The sequence below is a fragment of the Nocardia sp. NPDC101769 genome, from assembly GCF_044766925.1.
GTDB lineage: Bacteria > Actinomycetota > Actinomycetes > Mycobacteriales > Mycobacteriaceae > Nocardia.
Map to the genome: position 1 here is coordinate 525,905 of NZ_JBIWMX010000002.1, position 14,254 is coordinate 540,158.

Annotated in this window: 18 protein-coding genes, 2 tRNA genes and 1 pseudogene; 11 read left to right on the forward strand and 10 right to left on the reverse strand. The window is 65.5% G+C overall.

The genetic code is table 11. From position 1 onward, the window contains the following. Positions 1-308 precede the first annotated feature (308 nt). Positions 309-623, forward strand: a complete 315-nt coding sequence (locus ACIRRA_RS05475) for a hypothetical protein (protein ID WP_402763427.1) — start codon at positions 309-311, stop codon at positions 621-623. A gap of 66 nt (positions 624-689) precedes the next feature. On the opposite strand, the gene ACIRRA_RS05480 is transcribed toward ACIRRA_RS05475, so the two are convergent. After that, positions 690-1,502, reverse strand: coding sequence for a PIG-L family deacetylase (locus ACIRRA_RS05480; protein WP_402763430.1), 813 nt, complete (start codon positions 1,500-1,502; stop codon positions 690-692). 290 nt (positions 1,503-1,792) lie between these two features. Between ACIRRA_RS05480 and ACIRRA_RS05485 the strand changes: the two genes are divergently transcribed. Further along, positions 1,793-2,551: a dienelactone hydrolase family protein gene (locus tag ACIRRA_RS05485; RefSeq protein WP_402763433.1), complete on the forward strand. Its 759-nt coding sequence runs from the start codon at positions 1,793-1,795 to the stop codon at positions 2,549-2,551. A gap of 66 nt (positions 2,552-2,617) precedes the next feature. On the opposite strand, the gene ACIRRA_RS05490 is transcribed toward ACIRRA_RS05485, so the two are convergent. The 3 genes from ACIRRA_RS05490 to ACIRRA_RS05500 all read right to left on the reverse strand — a co-directional run bounded on the left by ACIRRA_RS05490 (position 2,618) and on the right by ACIRRA_RS05500 (position 5,107). After that, positions 2,618-3,157: a dihydrofolate reductase family protein gene (locus ACIRRA_RS05490; RefSeq protein ID WP_402763436.1), complete on the reverse strand. Its 540-nt coding sequence runs from the start codon at positions 3,155-3,157 to the stop codon at positions 2,618-2,620. 378 nt (positions 3,158-3,535) lie between these two features. After that, positions 3,536-4,162, reverse strand: a complete 627-nt coding sequence (locus ACIRRA_RS05495; protein ID WP_402763718.1) for a hypothetical protein — start codon at positions 4,160-4,162, stop codon at positions 3,536-3,538. A gap of 408 nt (positions 4,163-4,570) precedes the next feature. After that, positions 4,571-5,107, reverse strand: coding sequence for a winged helix-turn-helix transcriptional regulator (locus tag ACIRRA_RS05500; RefSeq protein ID WP_402763438.1), 537 nt, complete (start codon positions 5,105-5,107; stop codon positions 4,571-4,573). 58 nt (positions 5,108-5,165) lie between these two features. Between ACIRRA_RS05500 and ACIRRA_RS05505 the strand changes: the two genes are divergently transcribed. From ACIRRA_RS05505 to ACIRRA_RS05515, 3 genes are all read left to right on the forward strand, one after another. Beyond that, the gene (locus ACIRRA_RS05505; protein ID WP_402763441.1) at positions 5,166-5,810 is read left to right on the forward strand and encodes a dihydrofolate reductase family protein; all 645 of its coding nucleotides are present in this window, start codon (positions 5,166-5,168) and stop codon (positions 5,808-5,810) included. 101 nt (positions 5,811-5,911) lie between these two features. After that, complete coding sequence (locus ACIRRA_RS05510) at positions 5,912-6,268, forward strand: VOC family protein (protein WP_402763444.1); 357 nt, start codon at positions 5,912-5,914, stop codon at positions 6,266-6,268. Positions 6,269-6,649: 381 nt separating this feature from the next. Beyond that, on the forward strand, positions 6,650-6,868 hold the full coding sequence (locus ACIRRA_RS05515) for a hypothetical protein (RefSeq protein WP_402763447.1): 219 nt from the start codon (positions 6,650-6,652) through the stop codon (positions 6,866-6,868). A gap of 15 nt (positions 6,869-6,883) precedes the next feature. Here the strand turns inward: ACIRRA_RS05515 and ACIRRA_RS05520 are convergent, their stop codons facing one another. Next, positions 6,884-7,162, reverse strand: coding sequence for a hypothetical protein (locus ACIRRA_RS05520; RefSeq protein WP_402763450.1), 279 nt, complete (start codon positions 7,160-7,162; stop codon positions 6,884-6,886). A gap of 5 nt (positions 7,163-7,167) precedes the next feature. Between ACIRRA_RS05520 and ACIRRA_RS05525 the strand changes: the two genes are divergently transcribed. Beyond that, complete coding sequence (locus ACIRRA_RS05525) at positions 7,168-7,395, forward strand: hypothetical protein (RefSeq protein WP_402763453.1); 228 nt, start codon at positions 7,168-7,170, stop codon at positions 7,393-7,395. Positions 7,396-7,435: 40 nt separating this feature from the next. Here the strand turns inward: ACIRRA_RS05525 and ACIRRA_RS05530 are convergent, their stop codons facing one another. Beyond that, complete coding sequence (locus ACIRRA_RS05530; protein ID WP_402763456.1) at positions 7,436-7,642, reverse strand: hypothetical protein; 207 nt, start codon at positions 7,640-7,642, stop codon at positions 7,436-7,438. A 570-nt stretch (positions 7,643-8,212) separates the two neighbouring features. On the opposite strand from ACIRRA_RS05530, the gene ACIRRA_RS05535 reads away from it, so the two are divergent. Further along, positions 8,213-9,145, forward strand: coding sequence for a lysophospholipid acyltransferase family protein (locus tag ACIRRA_RS05535; RefSeq protein ID WP_402763459.1), 933 nt, complete (start codon positions 8,213-8,215; stop codon positions 9,143-9,145). Between the two features lie 98 nt (positions 9,146-9,243). Here the strand turns inward: ACIRRA_RS05535 and ACIRRA_RS05540 are convergent, their stop codons facing one another. Then, positions 9,244-9,693, reverse strand: a complete 450-nt coding sequence (locus ACIRRA_RS05540; RefSeq protein WP_402763462.1) for a MarR family winged helix-turn-helix transcriptional regulator — start codon at positions 9,691-9,693, stop codon at positions 9,244-9,246. Between the two features lie 82 nt (positions 9,694-9,775). Here ACIRRA_RS05540 and ACIRRA_RS05545 point away from each other — a divergent pair, with 82 nt between their 5' ends. Beyond that, positions 9,776-10,618 (forward strand): hypothetical protein, encoded by an 843-nt coding sequence (locus ACIRRA_RS05545; RefSeq protein ID WP_402763465.1) that lies wholly within the window; start codon positions 9,776-9,778, stop codon positions 10,616-10,618. 247 nt (positions 10,619-10,865) lie between these two features. Here the strand turns inward: ACIRRA_RS05545 and ACIRRA_RS05550 are convergent, their stop codons facing one another. Further along, entirely contained in the window at positions 10,866-11,579 is a 714-nt protein-coding gene (locus tag ACIRRA_RS05550) for an esterase/lipase family protein (protein WP_402763467.1), read from the reverse strand. 195 nt (positions 11,580-11,774) lie between these two features. Here ACIRRA_RS05550 and ACIRRA_RS05555 point away from each other — a divergent pair, with 195 nt between their 5' ends. The 3 genes and pseudogenes from ACIRRA_RS05555 (at position 11,775) to ACIRRA_RS05565 (ending at position 13,983) form a co-directional block, all read left to right on the forward strand. Then, entirely contained in the window at positions 11,775-12,062 is a 288-nt protein-coding gene (locus ACIRRA_RS05555) for a hypothetical protein (protein ID WP_402763470.1), read from the forward strand. Between the two features lie 666 nt (positions 12,063-12,728). Further along, a pseudogene (locus tag ACIRRA_RS05560) lies at positions 12,729-13,328 on the forward strand (transposase); the annotation flags it as partial. A 205-nt stretch (positions 13,329-13,533) separates the two neighbouring features. Continuing rightward, a complete protein-coding gene (locus ACIRRA_RS05565) occupies positions 13,534-13,983 on the forward strand; it encodes a hypothetical protein (RefSeq protein WP_402763473.1) in 450 nt (149 codons plus the stop codon). A gap of 13 nt (positions 13,984-13,996) precedes the next feature. On the opposite strand, the gene ACIRRA_RS05570 is transcribed toward ACIRRA_RS05565, so the two are convergent. Next, positions 13,997-14,071, reverse strand: a tRNA-Val gene (locus ACIRRA_RS05570). Positions 14,072-14,086: 15 nt separating this feature from the next. Next, positions 14,087-14,162 (reverse strand) — tRNA-Gly (locus tag ACIRRA_RS05575). Positions 14,163-14,254 lie beyond the last annotated feature (92 nt).

The following is a 14,254-nucleotide window of genomic DNA, read 5'->3' on the forward strand; positions in this document are numbered from 1 at the left end:
AGATCTCTATCGAATTGCTTGCCCCGCACTACAACCGAAGGTTGTCCTCCGGCCCTGCGGTAGCGTGCGTTCCGCCAGATCGAGATCACTTGCAGGGGGACGGAGGCGTAAGGAGACGCAACGCCGTGCACTCGGCAGGCTGAACGGCGGTCGTCTCGCCGCGGTATGTCTCGCCACGGTTGCGCCGACCGCGACGGCGCAACCGGGTGCTCGATTACCGAGGCCGTAGTGGACCAGGATACCCATCTCCTGTACGTCTACACCGACCGCGAAGTGACGATCCTGTCGCGCCCGCTGAGGGCCACCAAATGCCGGTCCGCATCCTGACCGTGCGCGGCGGCAACGAGCAGATCGGCGCCTATCTGGCGGGCCTCGGACACAGCGACCATGCCACGCGGATCGCGCGCTACGGCGATCCGATCTACGCGCAGGCGCGCCGCACCTACCTCGAAGGCAGCCATCCCACTCTCGCCGTCCGCGCCCGCGGCGTCGCCGACGCCTTCGGGATACCGGTTGACGTCAACGAATTCGTCACCGCCGCAGTCGGATACGACGTACCGGGACGGCCGGCCTGCTCGGCGATGTGGTGCCCGCCGGTCCTCACCACGAACGACACCCGATGATCGGCCGCACTGTGGACTGGTACACCCTGCCATCCCGGCGCGGATGGGTGGCAGGGATTGCGCCGGTCAGCGGAGTCCGGCGAAGAGGTCGGTTTCCCGGGCGGGTGCATCGACGACGCGGTTGAAGTGGCGGACGAAGCTTTCGGTGGCGAAGATCGTGTGTTGTAGTTCGGCGGGCATCTGGAGGAACGGCACGCTGTCACTCTGACTGGCGTGGGCCTCGAGCGCCTTGATCTTGCGCCGGGTGTAGGGGGCCACGTCCACGACGGTGGTGATCTGATCCATGGGCGTGCCGAAGTTGTCCGGCGGCTCGAAGTCGATCAGGCCTCTCGCTCGCAGATCCGCGAACGTCTCGCGGGAGGACTCGCGCGGAAGCGCGGTGTAGTAGAGCTTGTCCGGGATGTCGGTTGCCGATGCCGCCGCCACCGCGACACGGTTGGCCTGGATGTGGTCGGGGTGGCCGTAGTTGCCATTTTCGTCATAGGTGACGACCACCTGGGGGCGGTAGTGCCGTATGAGGTCTGCGAGTCGTGCGGCCGCCTGGCCGACCGGAATATTCCGGAAGGCTTCGGGGTCGTGGTTGGCGTCCCAGCCGTCCATCCCCGAATCGCGGTAGCCGAGCAGCTCGACGTGCTCGATATCCAGCAGCGCCGCCGACTCCTGAAGTTCGGAGAGTCGTTGGGCTCGTACCGCATTCGGATCGTGGCCCGGCCGTCCCGGCTTGATCCCGCCGGGCGCATCGCCCTGCTCACCATTGGTACAGGTCACCAGGACCGTCCGGATTCCTTCGGCGGCATACCGCGCGAAAACCCCGCCGGTGCTGAGGACTTCGTCGTCCGGATGAGCGTGTACGGCCATGATCGTCAGTTGGTCGGTCATGGGTCCCGTGTGTGCTCGGCGATTCGGTGCATTCACGCTACGAATGAACACCAGGAACCGGAGGGGTGATTCCCCTGCCGCAGAATCGAACGGCGAACAGCGCGGCGATCGTCACGTGTACCGCGCGGTATCACCGGATGTTCGACGCCGCGAGCTGGTGGCGAGGCGCGGGACCGGTGCCTGTCGTCGACGTGCGCGCCGCGGCGTTCGGGTCTGCTCGACGCCGAGTCGAATCGGACGATCTTGAATGAGGTACGTTCGAAAGGGGGGCGCGACAGGAGGATTCAACGATGGCTGCTGTGCACGGGATGTCGGTCGACGTTCGGACTCCGGACGGTATCGCGGACGCGTACGTCGTCCATCCCGACGATGGCGCGGCCCATCCGGGAGTGCTGGTGATCCAGGATGGGTTCGGGCTGCGGCCGAGCCTGCGGTCGCTGGCCGATCGTATTGCCGCCCACGGCTACACCGTCCTGCTGCCCAACGCCTTCTACCGGCACGGGCGTGCACCAGTGATCGAGCTGCCGGACTTCATCGACCCGTCGGAGCGGCCGGAGATCTTCCAGCAGGTCTTCCCGATGATCCGCGAGCTGACTCCGGAGCGAATGCGTTCCGACGCGGGCGCGTACCTCGACTGGCTGGCAGCGTCGCCGCAGGTCGCGCCCGGCAAGGTCGGTCTCACCGGCTACTGCATGGGTGCGCGGCTGGCGGTGATGATCGCCGCCATGTTCCCCGATCGGGTTGCGTCGGTGGCCGGATTCCACGGCGGCCCGCTCGTCACCGACAGTCCGGAAAGTCCGCACCTGACCGTCGGAAACATCACGGGGGAGCTGTATTTCGCCCACGCCGGCGAGGATCACCACATGACTCCGGAGCATATTGCCCAGTTCGACAAGGCACTCGATGCCGCCGGCGTCCGCCACCGCACCGAGGTCTATGAAGGCGCGCAGCACGGCTACACCCAGGCCGACACGTCCGCCTACGACGCCGAGGCCGCCGAACGGCACTACCGCGAACTGCTGGACCTGTTCGACCGCAACCTGCGCTGACACCCGACTCGGCTGAGCCCCCCAGATCGTCAGCATCGGCGAATCGGTCTCGATCGAGCGCCGAACTCAGCGCATGCGTTGGTAGCGAAGGTAGACGACCTGGGAACCCACTGTCCGTGACTCGATCAGCCGCAGGTCGAGGTGCTTGTCCAGCGGCGGGAAGTACGGGGTGCCGCTGCCGAGAATGACCGGTCGCACGAACTGGCGGTATTCGTCGATCAGGTCCTCGGCGATAGCGGCCGCGGCGAGCCCCGCCCCACCGACGGCCACCACGCCGCCACCCAGCCGATCCCGCAACCGGCCGACCTCGGTGACGATGTCCTCGGTGGCCAGGCGCGCGTTGCCCGCCACCGAATTCAGCGTCCGCGAGAACACCACCTTCGGGATCGGCCGCCAGATCCGGGCGAACTCCAATTCCGCGTCGCCGGACATGGTTTGCTCGGCCGTCTCCCACACCAGCATCTCCTGATACAGACGGCGTCCGCACAGGTGAGCGGCGATGTCACGGGTCTGCTCGAGGTGAAATCGCATCTGCTCCGCGTCAGGAGCGGTCCAGCTGATGTCACCACCCGGTCCTGCGATGAAACCATCCAGCGACACGCTCATCGAGTAGATGACAGGCAACATCGGTGTCCCCCTCAGCGACTGGGCAGTGCGTTCGAGCTGGTCGAGAACCTGATCGGGGCCCTCGATCCTATAGTGCGCTACGTCTGCGATCCGCGGCTTCGTATTCCCAACCGGGCGTGGACATCCGGCGGTGGAACTCTTCGGGGCCGAGGCTCGCGCCATTGTAATCGCCTGCACCCCAATCGAAATCACAGAAAGGCAGACGGGAGAACCAATCGGCCCGTTCGGGGCGGGAGATCACCCGGGCGCGGCGGTGAAGGCGAGGGGCTTCGGCGGCCCGTTGTCCGGATGCCCGCCCTCTCACACTCCGGCCCCTCGGACGGGCGGCGCCGGAGTGCCGGCGCCGCCCCGTGCGGGTCAACCCACCAACTCGGGGACGCGCAGGTGCGCGAGCGCCAGTTCGAACTCACCGACGTCGGTCACTTCGACGCCGGCCTGCTGGGTTGTGGATGCCCGGAGATCCGCGGCCTCCATGCTGTTGCGGGCCATGGCCTCGGCGCTGTCGAACGAGGCAGACGAGACGGCGGTCCCGGTTGTCCGATTGACCATGAGGCTGGCACTGCAGAACCCTTCCAGCCCTTCCATGCCCGGCAGGGCAACAGATCGGTAGATTCCGATGGCCGAGTCGAGTTGATCCGGAGTGGTCCGGGTCCAGATCGCGCGCACGCAGGTACCCTCCTGCGCGAGGTGGTCCCGATGCAGAACGGCGATATCCCATTCCTCGACCAGCGGGCCGCCGCCCCCGAACATTTCGACAGCGCGATCGCGAATCGAGCGAACTCGACCCTGACTGTCACGCATCGCTTCTTCCGTTTCCCACGCCGTCGTGGCGATGCACCGGCCGGAGCGCCGATCGACCAGCAGCGACAGGCCCACCCAACCGGGCATGTCCGCCAGTTCGGACATCACTTCATCGCGCATGTAGGCAATCCCGGCATCGATAGAGGACAGCTGCGCCTGAATCGTGCTAGAGCGTGCGAACACGTTCGATCCACCTCCTCTGAGCGGGGGCAGCGCCTCGGTGACGCCACCGATGCCCCTCAGCCTGCCTCGGCATGATCGCTGTGGCAATAGCCTGCCCGGCAAACGTCCGGCAGCCACGGGCGAACACCGGAAACAGATCACCCGGCGAGCGTTCGCCGCAGATCGGACAGGTGGGTCGCATGGTCCCGGTGTGCACCAACGGGGATCGGTGCGGGGCCGGAATCTGGTATCCCGCAACCGATTCCGACTCCTCGCTGTCGGCGCCGCGTGATCGATGCGGGCTGGCGTTGCCGACGGCCCGGATCTGTTGTCGCGGCAGGTCAGGGGCTGCCGGTCGAGAGGTCAACGCGTACCGGAGGTGGGTGACGCAGTTCGTGCTGCCGGTGCACTCCGGAAGCTCCGCGGCCGTTATTCGGTGGCTTCCTGTTCTCGGCGGACTGCGGCTTCGTAGGCGGCGGTCAGTTCCGACAGGACGCCGTCGGTCGGGGGCGGTGCGCCGTGCAGGTGGATGGCACGGAGTTCGGTCATGAATCGCTCCCACAGGGCGGGGCCGCCGGCGGCGAGGAGTTCGGCTCGCACGGTCAGTTCCGGGGTTGTGTCGAGCCAGCGGGCACCCCATGCGCCGAGTTGAGCCATGACCGGCACGAGCTGGATCGCCGCTTCGGTGAGGTGGTATTCGACTTTCTGGCGGTGGCTCGGATCGTCGTCGCGGGTGAGCAGGCCCGCGACGACGAGTTTCGACAGGCGCGCCGCGAGGATGTTCGAGGCGATGCCCTCGATGGATCCGGAGAGTAGCTCGCGGAAGTGGGTGGCGCCGCTGAACATGATGTCGCGCAGGACGATCAGACTCCACCGGTCCCCGAGCAGCTCGACCGTCATGTTGATCGGGCAGCCCGACTTCCCCGGGGGCGTCCTCAGCTTGTCATGAGCAACTGGTTGCGTCATGAGATCAGTCTAGGTACAGTCCGGACTGATTGCAGATTGCAACCAGAAGGGATTGTCGATGGCGCAGATGGTTCGGGTTCACAATTTCAATCTCTCCAGCGATGGATACGGCGCGGGCGAGGGGCAGAGCCTTACGCACCCGTTCGGCGACGCCGACGCGACCGCGCTGTTCTCCTGGTCCGGCGCCACCGCCCACGCGCCCACCCGGACCGAGCCCGGCGGCAGCTACGGCCTCGATGACTACTGCACCCGGGAATGGCACCGCAATATCGGCGCAGAGATCATGGGCCGCAACAAATTCGGCCCCCAGCGTGGCCCGTGGGAGAACTACGAATGGGAAGGCTGGTGGGGAGAAGAACCGCCCTTTCGCACACCGGTATTCGTCCTCACCCACCATGTCCGGCCGTCGATCACCCGGGGCGCCACCACATTCCACTTCCTGAACACATCGCCGAAGGACGCCCTGGAACAGGCTCTGGAGGCCGCCGAGGGTAAGGATGTCCGCATCGGCGGGGGTGTGGCCACGGTCCGCCAATTCCTCGATGCCGACCTCATCGACACCCTCCATGTCGCTGTCGCGCCTGTCGAATTCGGCCACGGTGAAAGACTGTGGACGAGCCCCGGCGAACTCACCGACCGCTTCCACCTGGAGCAGATCCCAAGCCCGAGCGGCGTGACGCACCACTTCTTCTGGCGCCGATAGATCGGATCCGCTGACGGTGCCGCCCGGGCGCGCAGGGCGGCACCGAGGCCGACGCGGTCCTGCGGCCAGCGGCAGTGGTGACCTTGCCGGACACTGAAGTGATGGCTAATCGCTGGGTTGGGGTGACCATCGACTGCGTCGACGTGGAACGGGTGGCGGGCTTTTGGAGTGTGCTGCTGGACCGGCCGCGGGGGCCTTCCGAACCCGGCTGGGTCTATCTCGGGGATCCCGGAGATCAGCAGCCTCGCCTTGTCTTCCAGCCGGTGGCCGAGCCCAAGCGCGGCAAGGTACGTGTGCATCTCGATGTCGCAGTGGACGATATCGATCAGGGGATCGCGCAGGTCGTCGCGCTCGGTGGGAGGTGGACGGGGGAGCGGCACGATTATGACGAGGGTGTGGTCGTTGTGATGGCCGATCCCGAGGAGCATGAATTCTGTCTGGTTCAGTACCGTCGGTAGTTCAGGATTGTCCGACTCGGTTCGGCCGTGGATGCCGGCCGAGGCTGCTACTCGGGCTCGCCAGGCCCCGGCTGGTGCCGTGTGGTCCCGTCGAGCACGATTGAGCGGATCATCCCACCGATGACGGATTCGATGACCAATCCAATGCGCTACTTCGAGATGTCAAGTGCCTGTTAGACTTCGCGACTGTCTTTGTTTCGGGCGTGGCGGGCATTCGACAAGGGAAATGGGTTGGGGATGAAGCGTGTGTTCGGGGTGGGGTCTGCCGGTGCGGCGGCGTTCGCGATGGCAGTGGGTGTAGCGGGTGCCGCTCCCGGCGATGTGAGCAACGGTGACCCGAATATGCTTGCGCAGCAACAGATTCGGCAGGTGTCGGTTGGCGTGGATATCGTATCCGGCACGTGGGTGTTCTCGCCCCCGGCGGCCGGGCTCGCCTGCTATTGGGGTTACGTGCCGTACCCCGGCCACGACGCACAGGGCAAGCCGTATTCGCCGTGGACGGACACCGTGCACGTCGTGGGACCCGGCGGCTGGACCGAACCTCTGGAGTCCGGATCGGTGATCGAAACCAACTGCTACATGAACCGAACCGGGGTCTGAACCAGCACTGGTGGATCAGGTGGCCTGTGCGGCGAGTGCTCGCGTCCAGAACTCGATCACGGCCCCGACGGAGGATTCGATCGTGTGGCCGTCGATAGGCTCGAGCACGACACCGTGGATCTGCGCTTCGACCGCTTGAATCAGTAGCAGCGCGGTCAATGCGGGATCGGCTCCGGCCACACCGAGACGGCTGAGGTGAAAGACGACCTCGCCGGCCAGCAGTTGCTCGAACTGTCGGAGCCTCGCCGTGCTGGCGGGAGTGCGAGGCGCCTGCTCGTAGAGCAGCCGATGCATATGGGGTGGTCGAGCCGGAGAACTTCACCGCCTGCCCGGTGTGGCTGCTTCACCCGGGCGCGGATCGCTGGACACCGCTGGCGCTCAGCAAATCGTTCTTCAGCCGAATCGCCGCCCCGAAACACCTTGTCGTCCTGGACGATGCAGGCCATTACCCGGTGGAAGACCCCGGAATCCGCCAACTGACCGCAGCATTGGCGGACATCCATCGTCAGATTGCCGCCGCCACCTGACCGAGACGGCGTCGGAACACCGGCCGGCTGACCGCCGAGCTCAGCGACTCGACTGCGCCGACGTGAGCCGCGCGGGCTCCGTGAGTCGATGCCGCCCACCGGCGGAGGCTGCCCCCGCGGCGGGGAGCACGACTGTCGGCGGATCCAGCAGGGCGTACAGGCGGGCGCAGAAAGCATCGATGCTGCCGTAGCGCGCGAGAATCTCACCCAGCAGCGCGTGGACGGTCGAGCCTGTCGGATCGGTCATCTCGGCCCCTTGGAAGTTCATCGGCCAGCCGGGCCGGTTCTGCCTCGGCATTCTGCATGATCGGTCCGATCACGCAGCTATTTCGGGGATATCTGTCGGTTCCGTGCCGTGAACACTCCCGATTCGTGCCACGCTCACGGGATTCCTGCCGTTCCAACGCCGGGTATCGCTACTGTCCTGTTCGGGTGGACTGAGCGCTGAACGCGGCATGTCTGAGGGTCTGGTTACCCCGCCGCATTCCCTGCTTAAACCGTCATTTCCGGGCCGCCGCGCCCAAGAGCCGAATCACCACCCGGCCCACCGCATCTCGCTGCTCGTCGGTATCGCTGCTCCGATCGGCCGCAAGGTGACCTACCAGGCCGCGAACTACGGTGTTGCGCAGCCATTTCAGTACGGTCAGCGGTGCGGGCATGCCATGCCGACCACGGCGTCGGCAAAGGAGACAATTCGTATGGGCTCGTGCCTGCGTCCACGCCGGACCGGGATACGATTCGAGCTGCTCGTCCCCTTTTCTGTGCTCCACGCTCCACGATTTCAGTTCCACGAACGAATCGAACGGTGGTTCACATCATGCGTATCGGGAACGCTGTCGGCGCGGTCGCCGGCGCACTCGCGGACACCCTGACCAAGTCCGGCATCGGCGCCACGGCCGATTTCGCGCGCCGACGCCTCACCGGGGACTATCGTCTCGACGAGTTCGGCCTCGACGAACACCTCCTGGAGTCGGTGATTCTGCCGGCCCTGCGTCCGCTGTCGGAGCTGTGGTTCCGAATACAGGTCGACGGCATCGAGAACATCCCAGAATCCGGTGCGGCGCTGATCGTGGCGAACCACGCAGGCGTGGTGCCGCTGGACGGGCTGATGCTGCAGCTGGCGGTACACGATCGGCATCCCGGGCAGCGGGCGCTGCGACTACTGGCCGCCGACCTCGTCTTCGAGCTGCCGATCCTGGGCGAGCTGGCCCGCAAAGCCGGGCATACGCATGCCTGCGCCGCCCACGCGGAGCAGCTGTTGCGCACGGGCGCGCTGACGGGCGTCTTTCCTGAGGGCTTCAAGGGTGTGGGCAAGCCGTACAGCGAGAGGTACAAGCTGCAGCGGTTCGGCCGCGGCGGTTTCGTCTCCGCGGCCGTGAGAACAGGGGTGCCGATCATTCCGTGCTCGATCGTCGGCTCGGAGGAGATCTATCCGAAGCTCGCCGACATCAAGCCGCTTGCCCGGCTGCTCAGCCTGCCGTATTTTCCGGTGACGCCGCTGTTCCCACACCTGGGAGTGCTGGGCTGCATACCTCTGCCGTCGAAGTGGTACATCGAATTCGGCGAGTCCCTCTCCACCGGTGTCTACGGTCCGGAAACCGCCTACGATCCGATGATCATGTTCGAGGTCACCGATCGGGTCCGCTCAACCATCCAGCAGATGCTGTACACGCGGCTGACCGAGCGTCGAGGCCCATTAACTGGCGGACTGGCTCGACGAGGCTTCCGTCCACCTCTGCTCAGTACGTAGCGAGAACATCGAAGCCTCGGCTGGAGAACCGGCGCACGGGCCCAATTAGGCGGTGACCGATGCCGTTTCGAGGACACTCCCACCCGCCGCACACCGGGTCAGGTGTCGAGCTCGGTGGCGAAGCCCCGGTCGATGCGGGTGAGGAAGTCGGCGACCAGTTCGAGTTCGGCAATGGTGTAGTCGGCGATCTCGCGTCGCCACGCGCCCAGTAGCGGACCGAAGATCGGGGCGATGTCGGCTCGCGCGCGGTCTTGTGCCAGGTGGACGAGCACTCGCCGGCGGTCGGTGGCGTCGCGCTCGCGGCGGACCAACGCGGCCCGTTCGAGCCGATCGACCAGCCCCGTTATCGACGCGGTCGTCAATCCGGTGAGTCGGGCCAGCTCACCCGCGGTACGTGGCTGGTGCTGGAGCAGCTGTAGCACCTGCATGTCGCTGGCATTGATGCCCAACCGGCCCGCGGCGAGCTGATTCATCCGCATCCCGAGCTCGGCGGTCCGGCCGACGCCTGCCAGCACGGCGTCGATCAAACGCGCCTTCTCCGTTGACATCCCGCATTCCTCTCGCCATCCTGATATCTAGCTATCCTAGTAATTAGATTTGCTTGACATCAGTTTATCGAGAGGAATGGCAATGGCGCGCCGACTGTCCCCGCTGTTGTTCGTGCTCACCACCACTGCGCTGGTCGCAGCCTGCGGCTCGGCGCCCGCCGAGTCCGTCGCCGAGAGCTACCAGGGTCGGTGGAATTACGACCTGCCCGACGTGGCCACCATGACCAATATCGCCACCATGAACATCGGCGAGGGCCTCCGGGGGCCGCAGATCGGCGACATCGTCTTCACCTCCGCCGGTCCCCATCGGATCGTCGGCCGCACCGACGTCGGCTGCACCTGGCAATTCGACATCACCGACGACGGTCTGGCCCTGGCCTCACCGGGTCAGACCTGCTACAACCCCACCGCGGGCTATGCCTACACCATGACCGAATGGGCGATCCACGTCTCGGGCATCCACGAAACCGAATCCATCAAGGCCATCAGCCATCACAGCGACCGCGACTACGAATTCGATCTGGCCCACGGCGCCCGCACCCGTACCACCGAAGACGACCCCGGCTCGGCCAAGGCCTTCCTGGGTACCTGGTCCTACGGTCCCCCCGACCCCGCAACCGGCGCCAACACCCAACTCACCGTCGGCGCCGCACCCACGCCCCTCACCGGCACGCTCACCATCACCGGCGATTACGGCAGCCGAGTCACCGCGCACACCCCCGACGGTTGCGACTGGACGCTGCTCACCCGTGGCGACACTGCCAAGCTGGACCCACCCGCCCAAACCTGCACAGTCGCCAATTCCGCTGTGACGCTGACCTATTGGACCATCGTCACCGACGGCAGCCACCAGATTTCGGCCGTCTACGGCACTACCCCCGGCAACACCCGCTTCTCCGCCAACGGCGATCTCCACAAACGATAGAGAGATGGTTTCCCTTGTGCGCCGACGGATACATCGCGCTGGGCGCGTGCGCACCTCGCGTCCGGTTGCGCGCGATCGACCGCAGAGCTGGAATCCATTGCGCGCGTACACCATCTACAGCTGAATGTGGTGCATCGGGGCAGCTTGATCGCGGGGTGGTCTACCTGATCGCGTGGCACCAGCCGCGCCCAACGCCGATCGGGACGGGACACCCTTTGGACCGGCGCGACGCGCCTTGTCCAGGCGTTCAGGGGCAGCTGGTGGCCAATGGCACACCACGCAGCGCAGAATCGATCAACTGCTGCAATGCACCGTCGATCGGCTCTTGGCCGTGGGAGACCGTACGGCCGGGGCAGAACGATTGAATACCGACATTGGTCGCGCCCGGCAGCGGGCTCTTCTCCGCCCCGGCATTGTCGGAGAAGAAGTGGTAGGCGGTCAGGCCCGACGGCACCGCGGGATCCGCATTGAGCCGAGTCAGGAATACCGAACCCGGCACCAGATCCTGGCAACCCGGGGACACCCCGGAGCATACGGTTCCGAGGTCGTCACCTTGTTCGGGTGTGCCGTAGTCGATGTAGGTTCCGACCGAATCGATTCCGCCGAGGAATTTCACATAGGCCCGCTGTGCGAGACCGCCCATGGAGTGACCGACCAGATCCACCCGTCGCGCCCCGGTCTGTCGACGGATATCGGCGACCTTGTCGGCGACGGCCTGCGCTGACTCCGAGATCGATGCTGTCCCTGTGGGATTCCCGGCCAGCACCATCGAAAAGGTGGAATATCCGCGTGCATCGAGCCACCCCTGGAGGCTCTCCAACCGCGCCTGATCCGCATAGATGCCGCCGATCACCAGGACCGGGTCCCGATCACCGCCTTCCGCTGCCGCGGTCCCGGCGTGCCCTGTGACCAATCCTGTTGCCGCGCATAGCAGGACGATGCCTGTGCGTGCGATCTGCATGAGGGAGTACATCGGCCCGCTTTCGTGGAAGATCTGACTGCCGTTCTACCACCACAGTTATCAGCGTGCCGAGTCGGTCGCAGTCGATCCGAATTTCTCGAGTGCGTTGCGGTGGTTCGTGACGGCTTGGCTTCGCAGCCTCGGCATCGACCTGACGACGGAGACCGGTCCCGGTGGCGCTGACACAGGATCTCGGTGACCGGCGAGGTCGCCTGGATGCCCACGGACGAGTCCGGGGTGCAGGTGTACCTGAGCCTGTCCGAGGCTGAGGAACTGGCCGACGCCTTGACCGCAGCGCTGATCGAGCACAACCGGCTCCTCGACGGGGACGACGGCGAAGGCTCCGAGCCGGACTGGGAACCCGGCCAGCCGCCGGAGCCCAAGTACGACCATGGGGCCAACTGGGCCGCGATCGCCGTGGACTTCGATCTATCGACGAACCAGGTGAAGCAGCTCGCGCGGACCCTACCGGCAGGACTGTGATCGGAGAGCCCGCCAGCACCAGTTGACCTTGTTCGACTGATCACTCCGGACACAACCGAATACCAACTGAACAGTGAGAAAGCGGAGTCCGTGCCTGTCGTTACCAGGCACGGGCTCCGCCCATTTTCTACCAGGTACCTCACTCCGCGGTATCGGTTCCCCGGGGACGGAGCGCGTAGGCCGGGACGAGTTGATCGCGGATATGGAGATCAGGACACCGTCCGCGTATTGCAGGCTGTAGGTGACGCGGCCGAGCCATTCGCCGTTAACCGTTGGCACCCAATGCGACTGCCGATGCGAGGTCCCCTGGGGTCGTGCCGTCCTGGTCGGTGAGGGTGGCGAGATCGTCCGCCGCCCTCACCGCCGGGCATCTGGGTACGCGCGGCGAAGGTCGGCCGTGGGGCGTCGGCGAACAACGCATCATCCGCGCAGGCAATGTCCTGCCGCTGCTGGACTGCTACAGGATCAGCATCAGAGCCACTGTCAGTTGATCAAGCGCGACGGCCACGTCATGGGCGGCTCTGCCATGCATCCCTCGACGACATTAGCCTTGGCAATTCATGCCAGTTGAGCTGATGGTGTCTCTGGAATGGCGAAAGGTGCTCCGAGCTGCAATGATTCGACTTGTCTAAGGTTGAATCAGCAGTATCGAGGAGCACCCTTCTGGTGGGGCAGTCTACGTTGTGTTACCCGTCGCTGAAAGTTGACGGGGACGGGTCAGGAGTGGTGTCGCAGGCCGGGTCGGTCGCCTAGCTGCGGGCCGCGTCGGTGACCGGATTGGATCGAGCGTTGTCGCAGGCACTGGCGCCGTGGCGTAGACCGCTCGCGGTGCATGATCCGGGAAAGGTTCTGCTGGATTTGGCGGTGACGGTCGCGATCGGCGGCGATTGCGCCGTCGATATCGCCCTGTTGCGTGACGAGCCGGGTGTGTTCGGTCCGGTGGCGTCGGATCCGACAGTGTCACGGCTGATCACGACACTGGCTGCGGAGGCGTCGAAAGTGTTGTCCGCCATCGCTTCTGCCCGGGCCGCCGCCCGTGCGGCAGCGTGGCAGCGCGCGGGTGAGCGGGCGCCGGGTCACGCGATCACCGCCGGGAATCCGCTGACCATCGATCTGGACGCGACACTGCTCGACTCGCATTCCGAAAAGGAATGTGCGGCACCGACATTCAAAAAGGGTTTCGGCTTTCACCCGCTGCTCGCGTTCGCCGATCACGACCCGGGCGGCACCGGCGAACCGGTCGCCGAACTGCTGCGACTTGGCCACCTCGACGCAACCCCAACGCACCGGACGCCACCACCGGAACGGTCACTCAGATAGCCGCGAAAGGTCATTGGATACAAGGCGATGACGACTTCCTCCTAGGCCGGGAGCCTCTGCGGCACCGAGACGGGCAGTGTGCCGGGCAGGCGGGAGCCTGCCCGTCTTGTTTACGCGCCCCCACCCCACCCCTCCGCAAACCGGGGTAGCGATGACGCGCGGGATCAAGGACACCAGTCGCCAAGGTCGGTGGCACAACGAACGATTCCGTGCCCTGGGTGAAGAACTGGGGCTCACCCTGACCCACCACCCGAAACTCGGCTGGTCGGTCACCACGGTGCCCGACACGACCCGGGAGCATTACCGCGAAGCCATGGAGGAACTTGCTTTCGCGCTCGTGGCATACCATCGGCGGGAACCTGACCGGCTCGGTGGGCGCAAGTCGAACAACAACGGCCTGTCCGCCGAGTGCGACTGCGGACGCAAGATCCGGGTGGCCCGCAGTACCTTTGAGGCGGGCCCGATCTACTGCGGGAACTGTGGGGGGCGTTCGACGTCGACGACGAACCTGAGAGCCAAGCGTCAGTTCAGATTGAGTTCACACCGGTCAGTTCACATTGAGTTCACGACAGCAGAAAGGCCCGGCGGAAACCGGGCCTGATCTGGTCGAACGTTGGTGCGCGATACTGGGATTGAACCAGTGACCTCTTCCGTGTCAGGGAAGCGCTCTCCCGCTGAGCTAATCGCGCCGAAAAAATCCCCCGTGGAGCGGATGACGGGATTCGAACCCGCGACCCTCACCTTGGCAAGGTGATGCGCTACCAGCTGCGCTACATCCGCGTGCTCACCCGGCCTTGTGGGCCGATCGGCTTGCGGGACAGAACATTAGCCTATGGGTGGGTGGTTCATGCAAATCGCCAGGAAAACGGGGG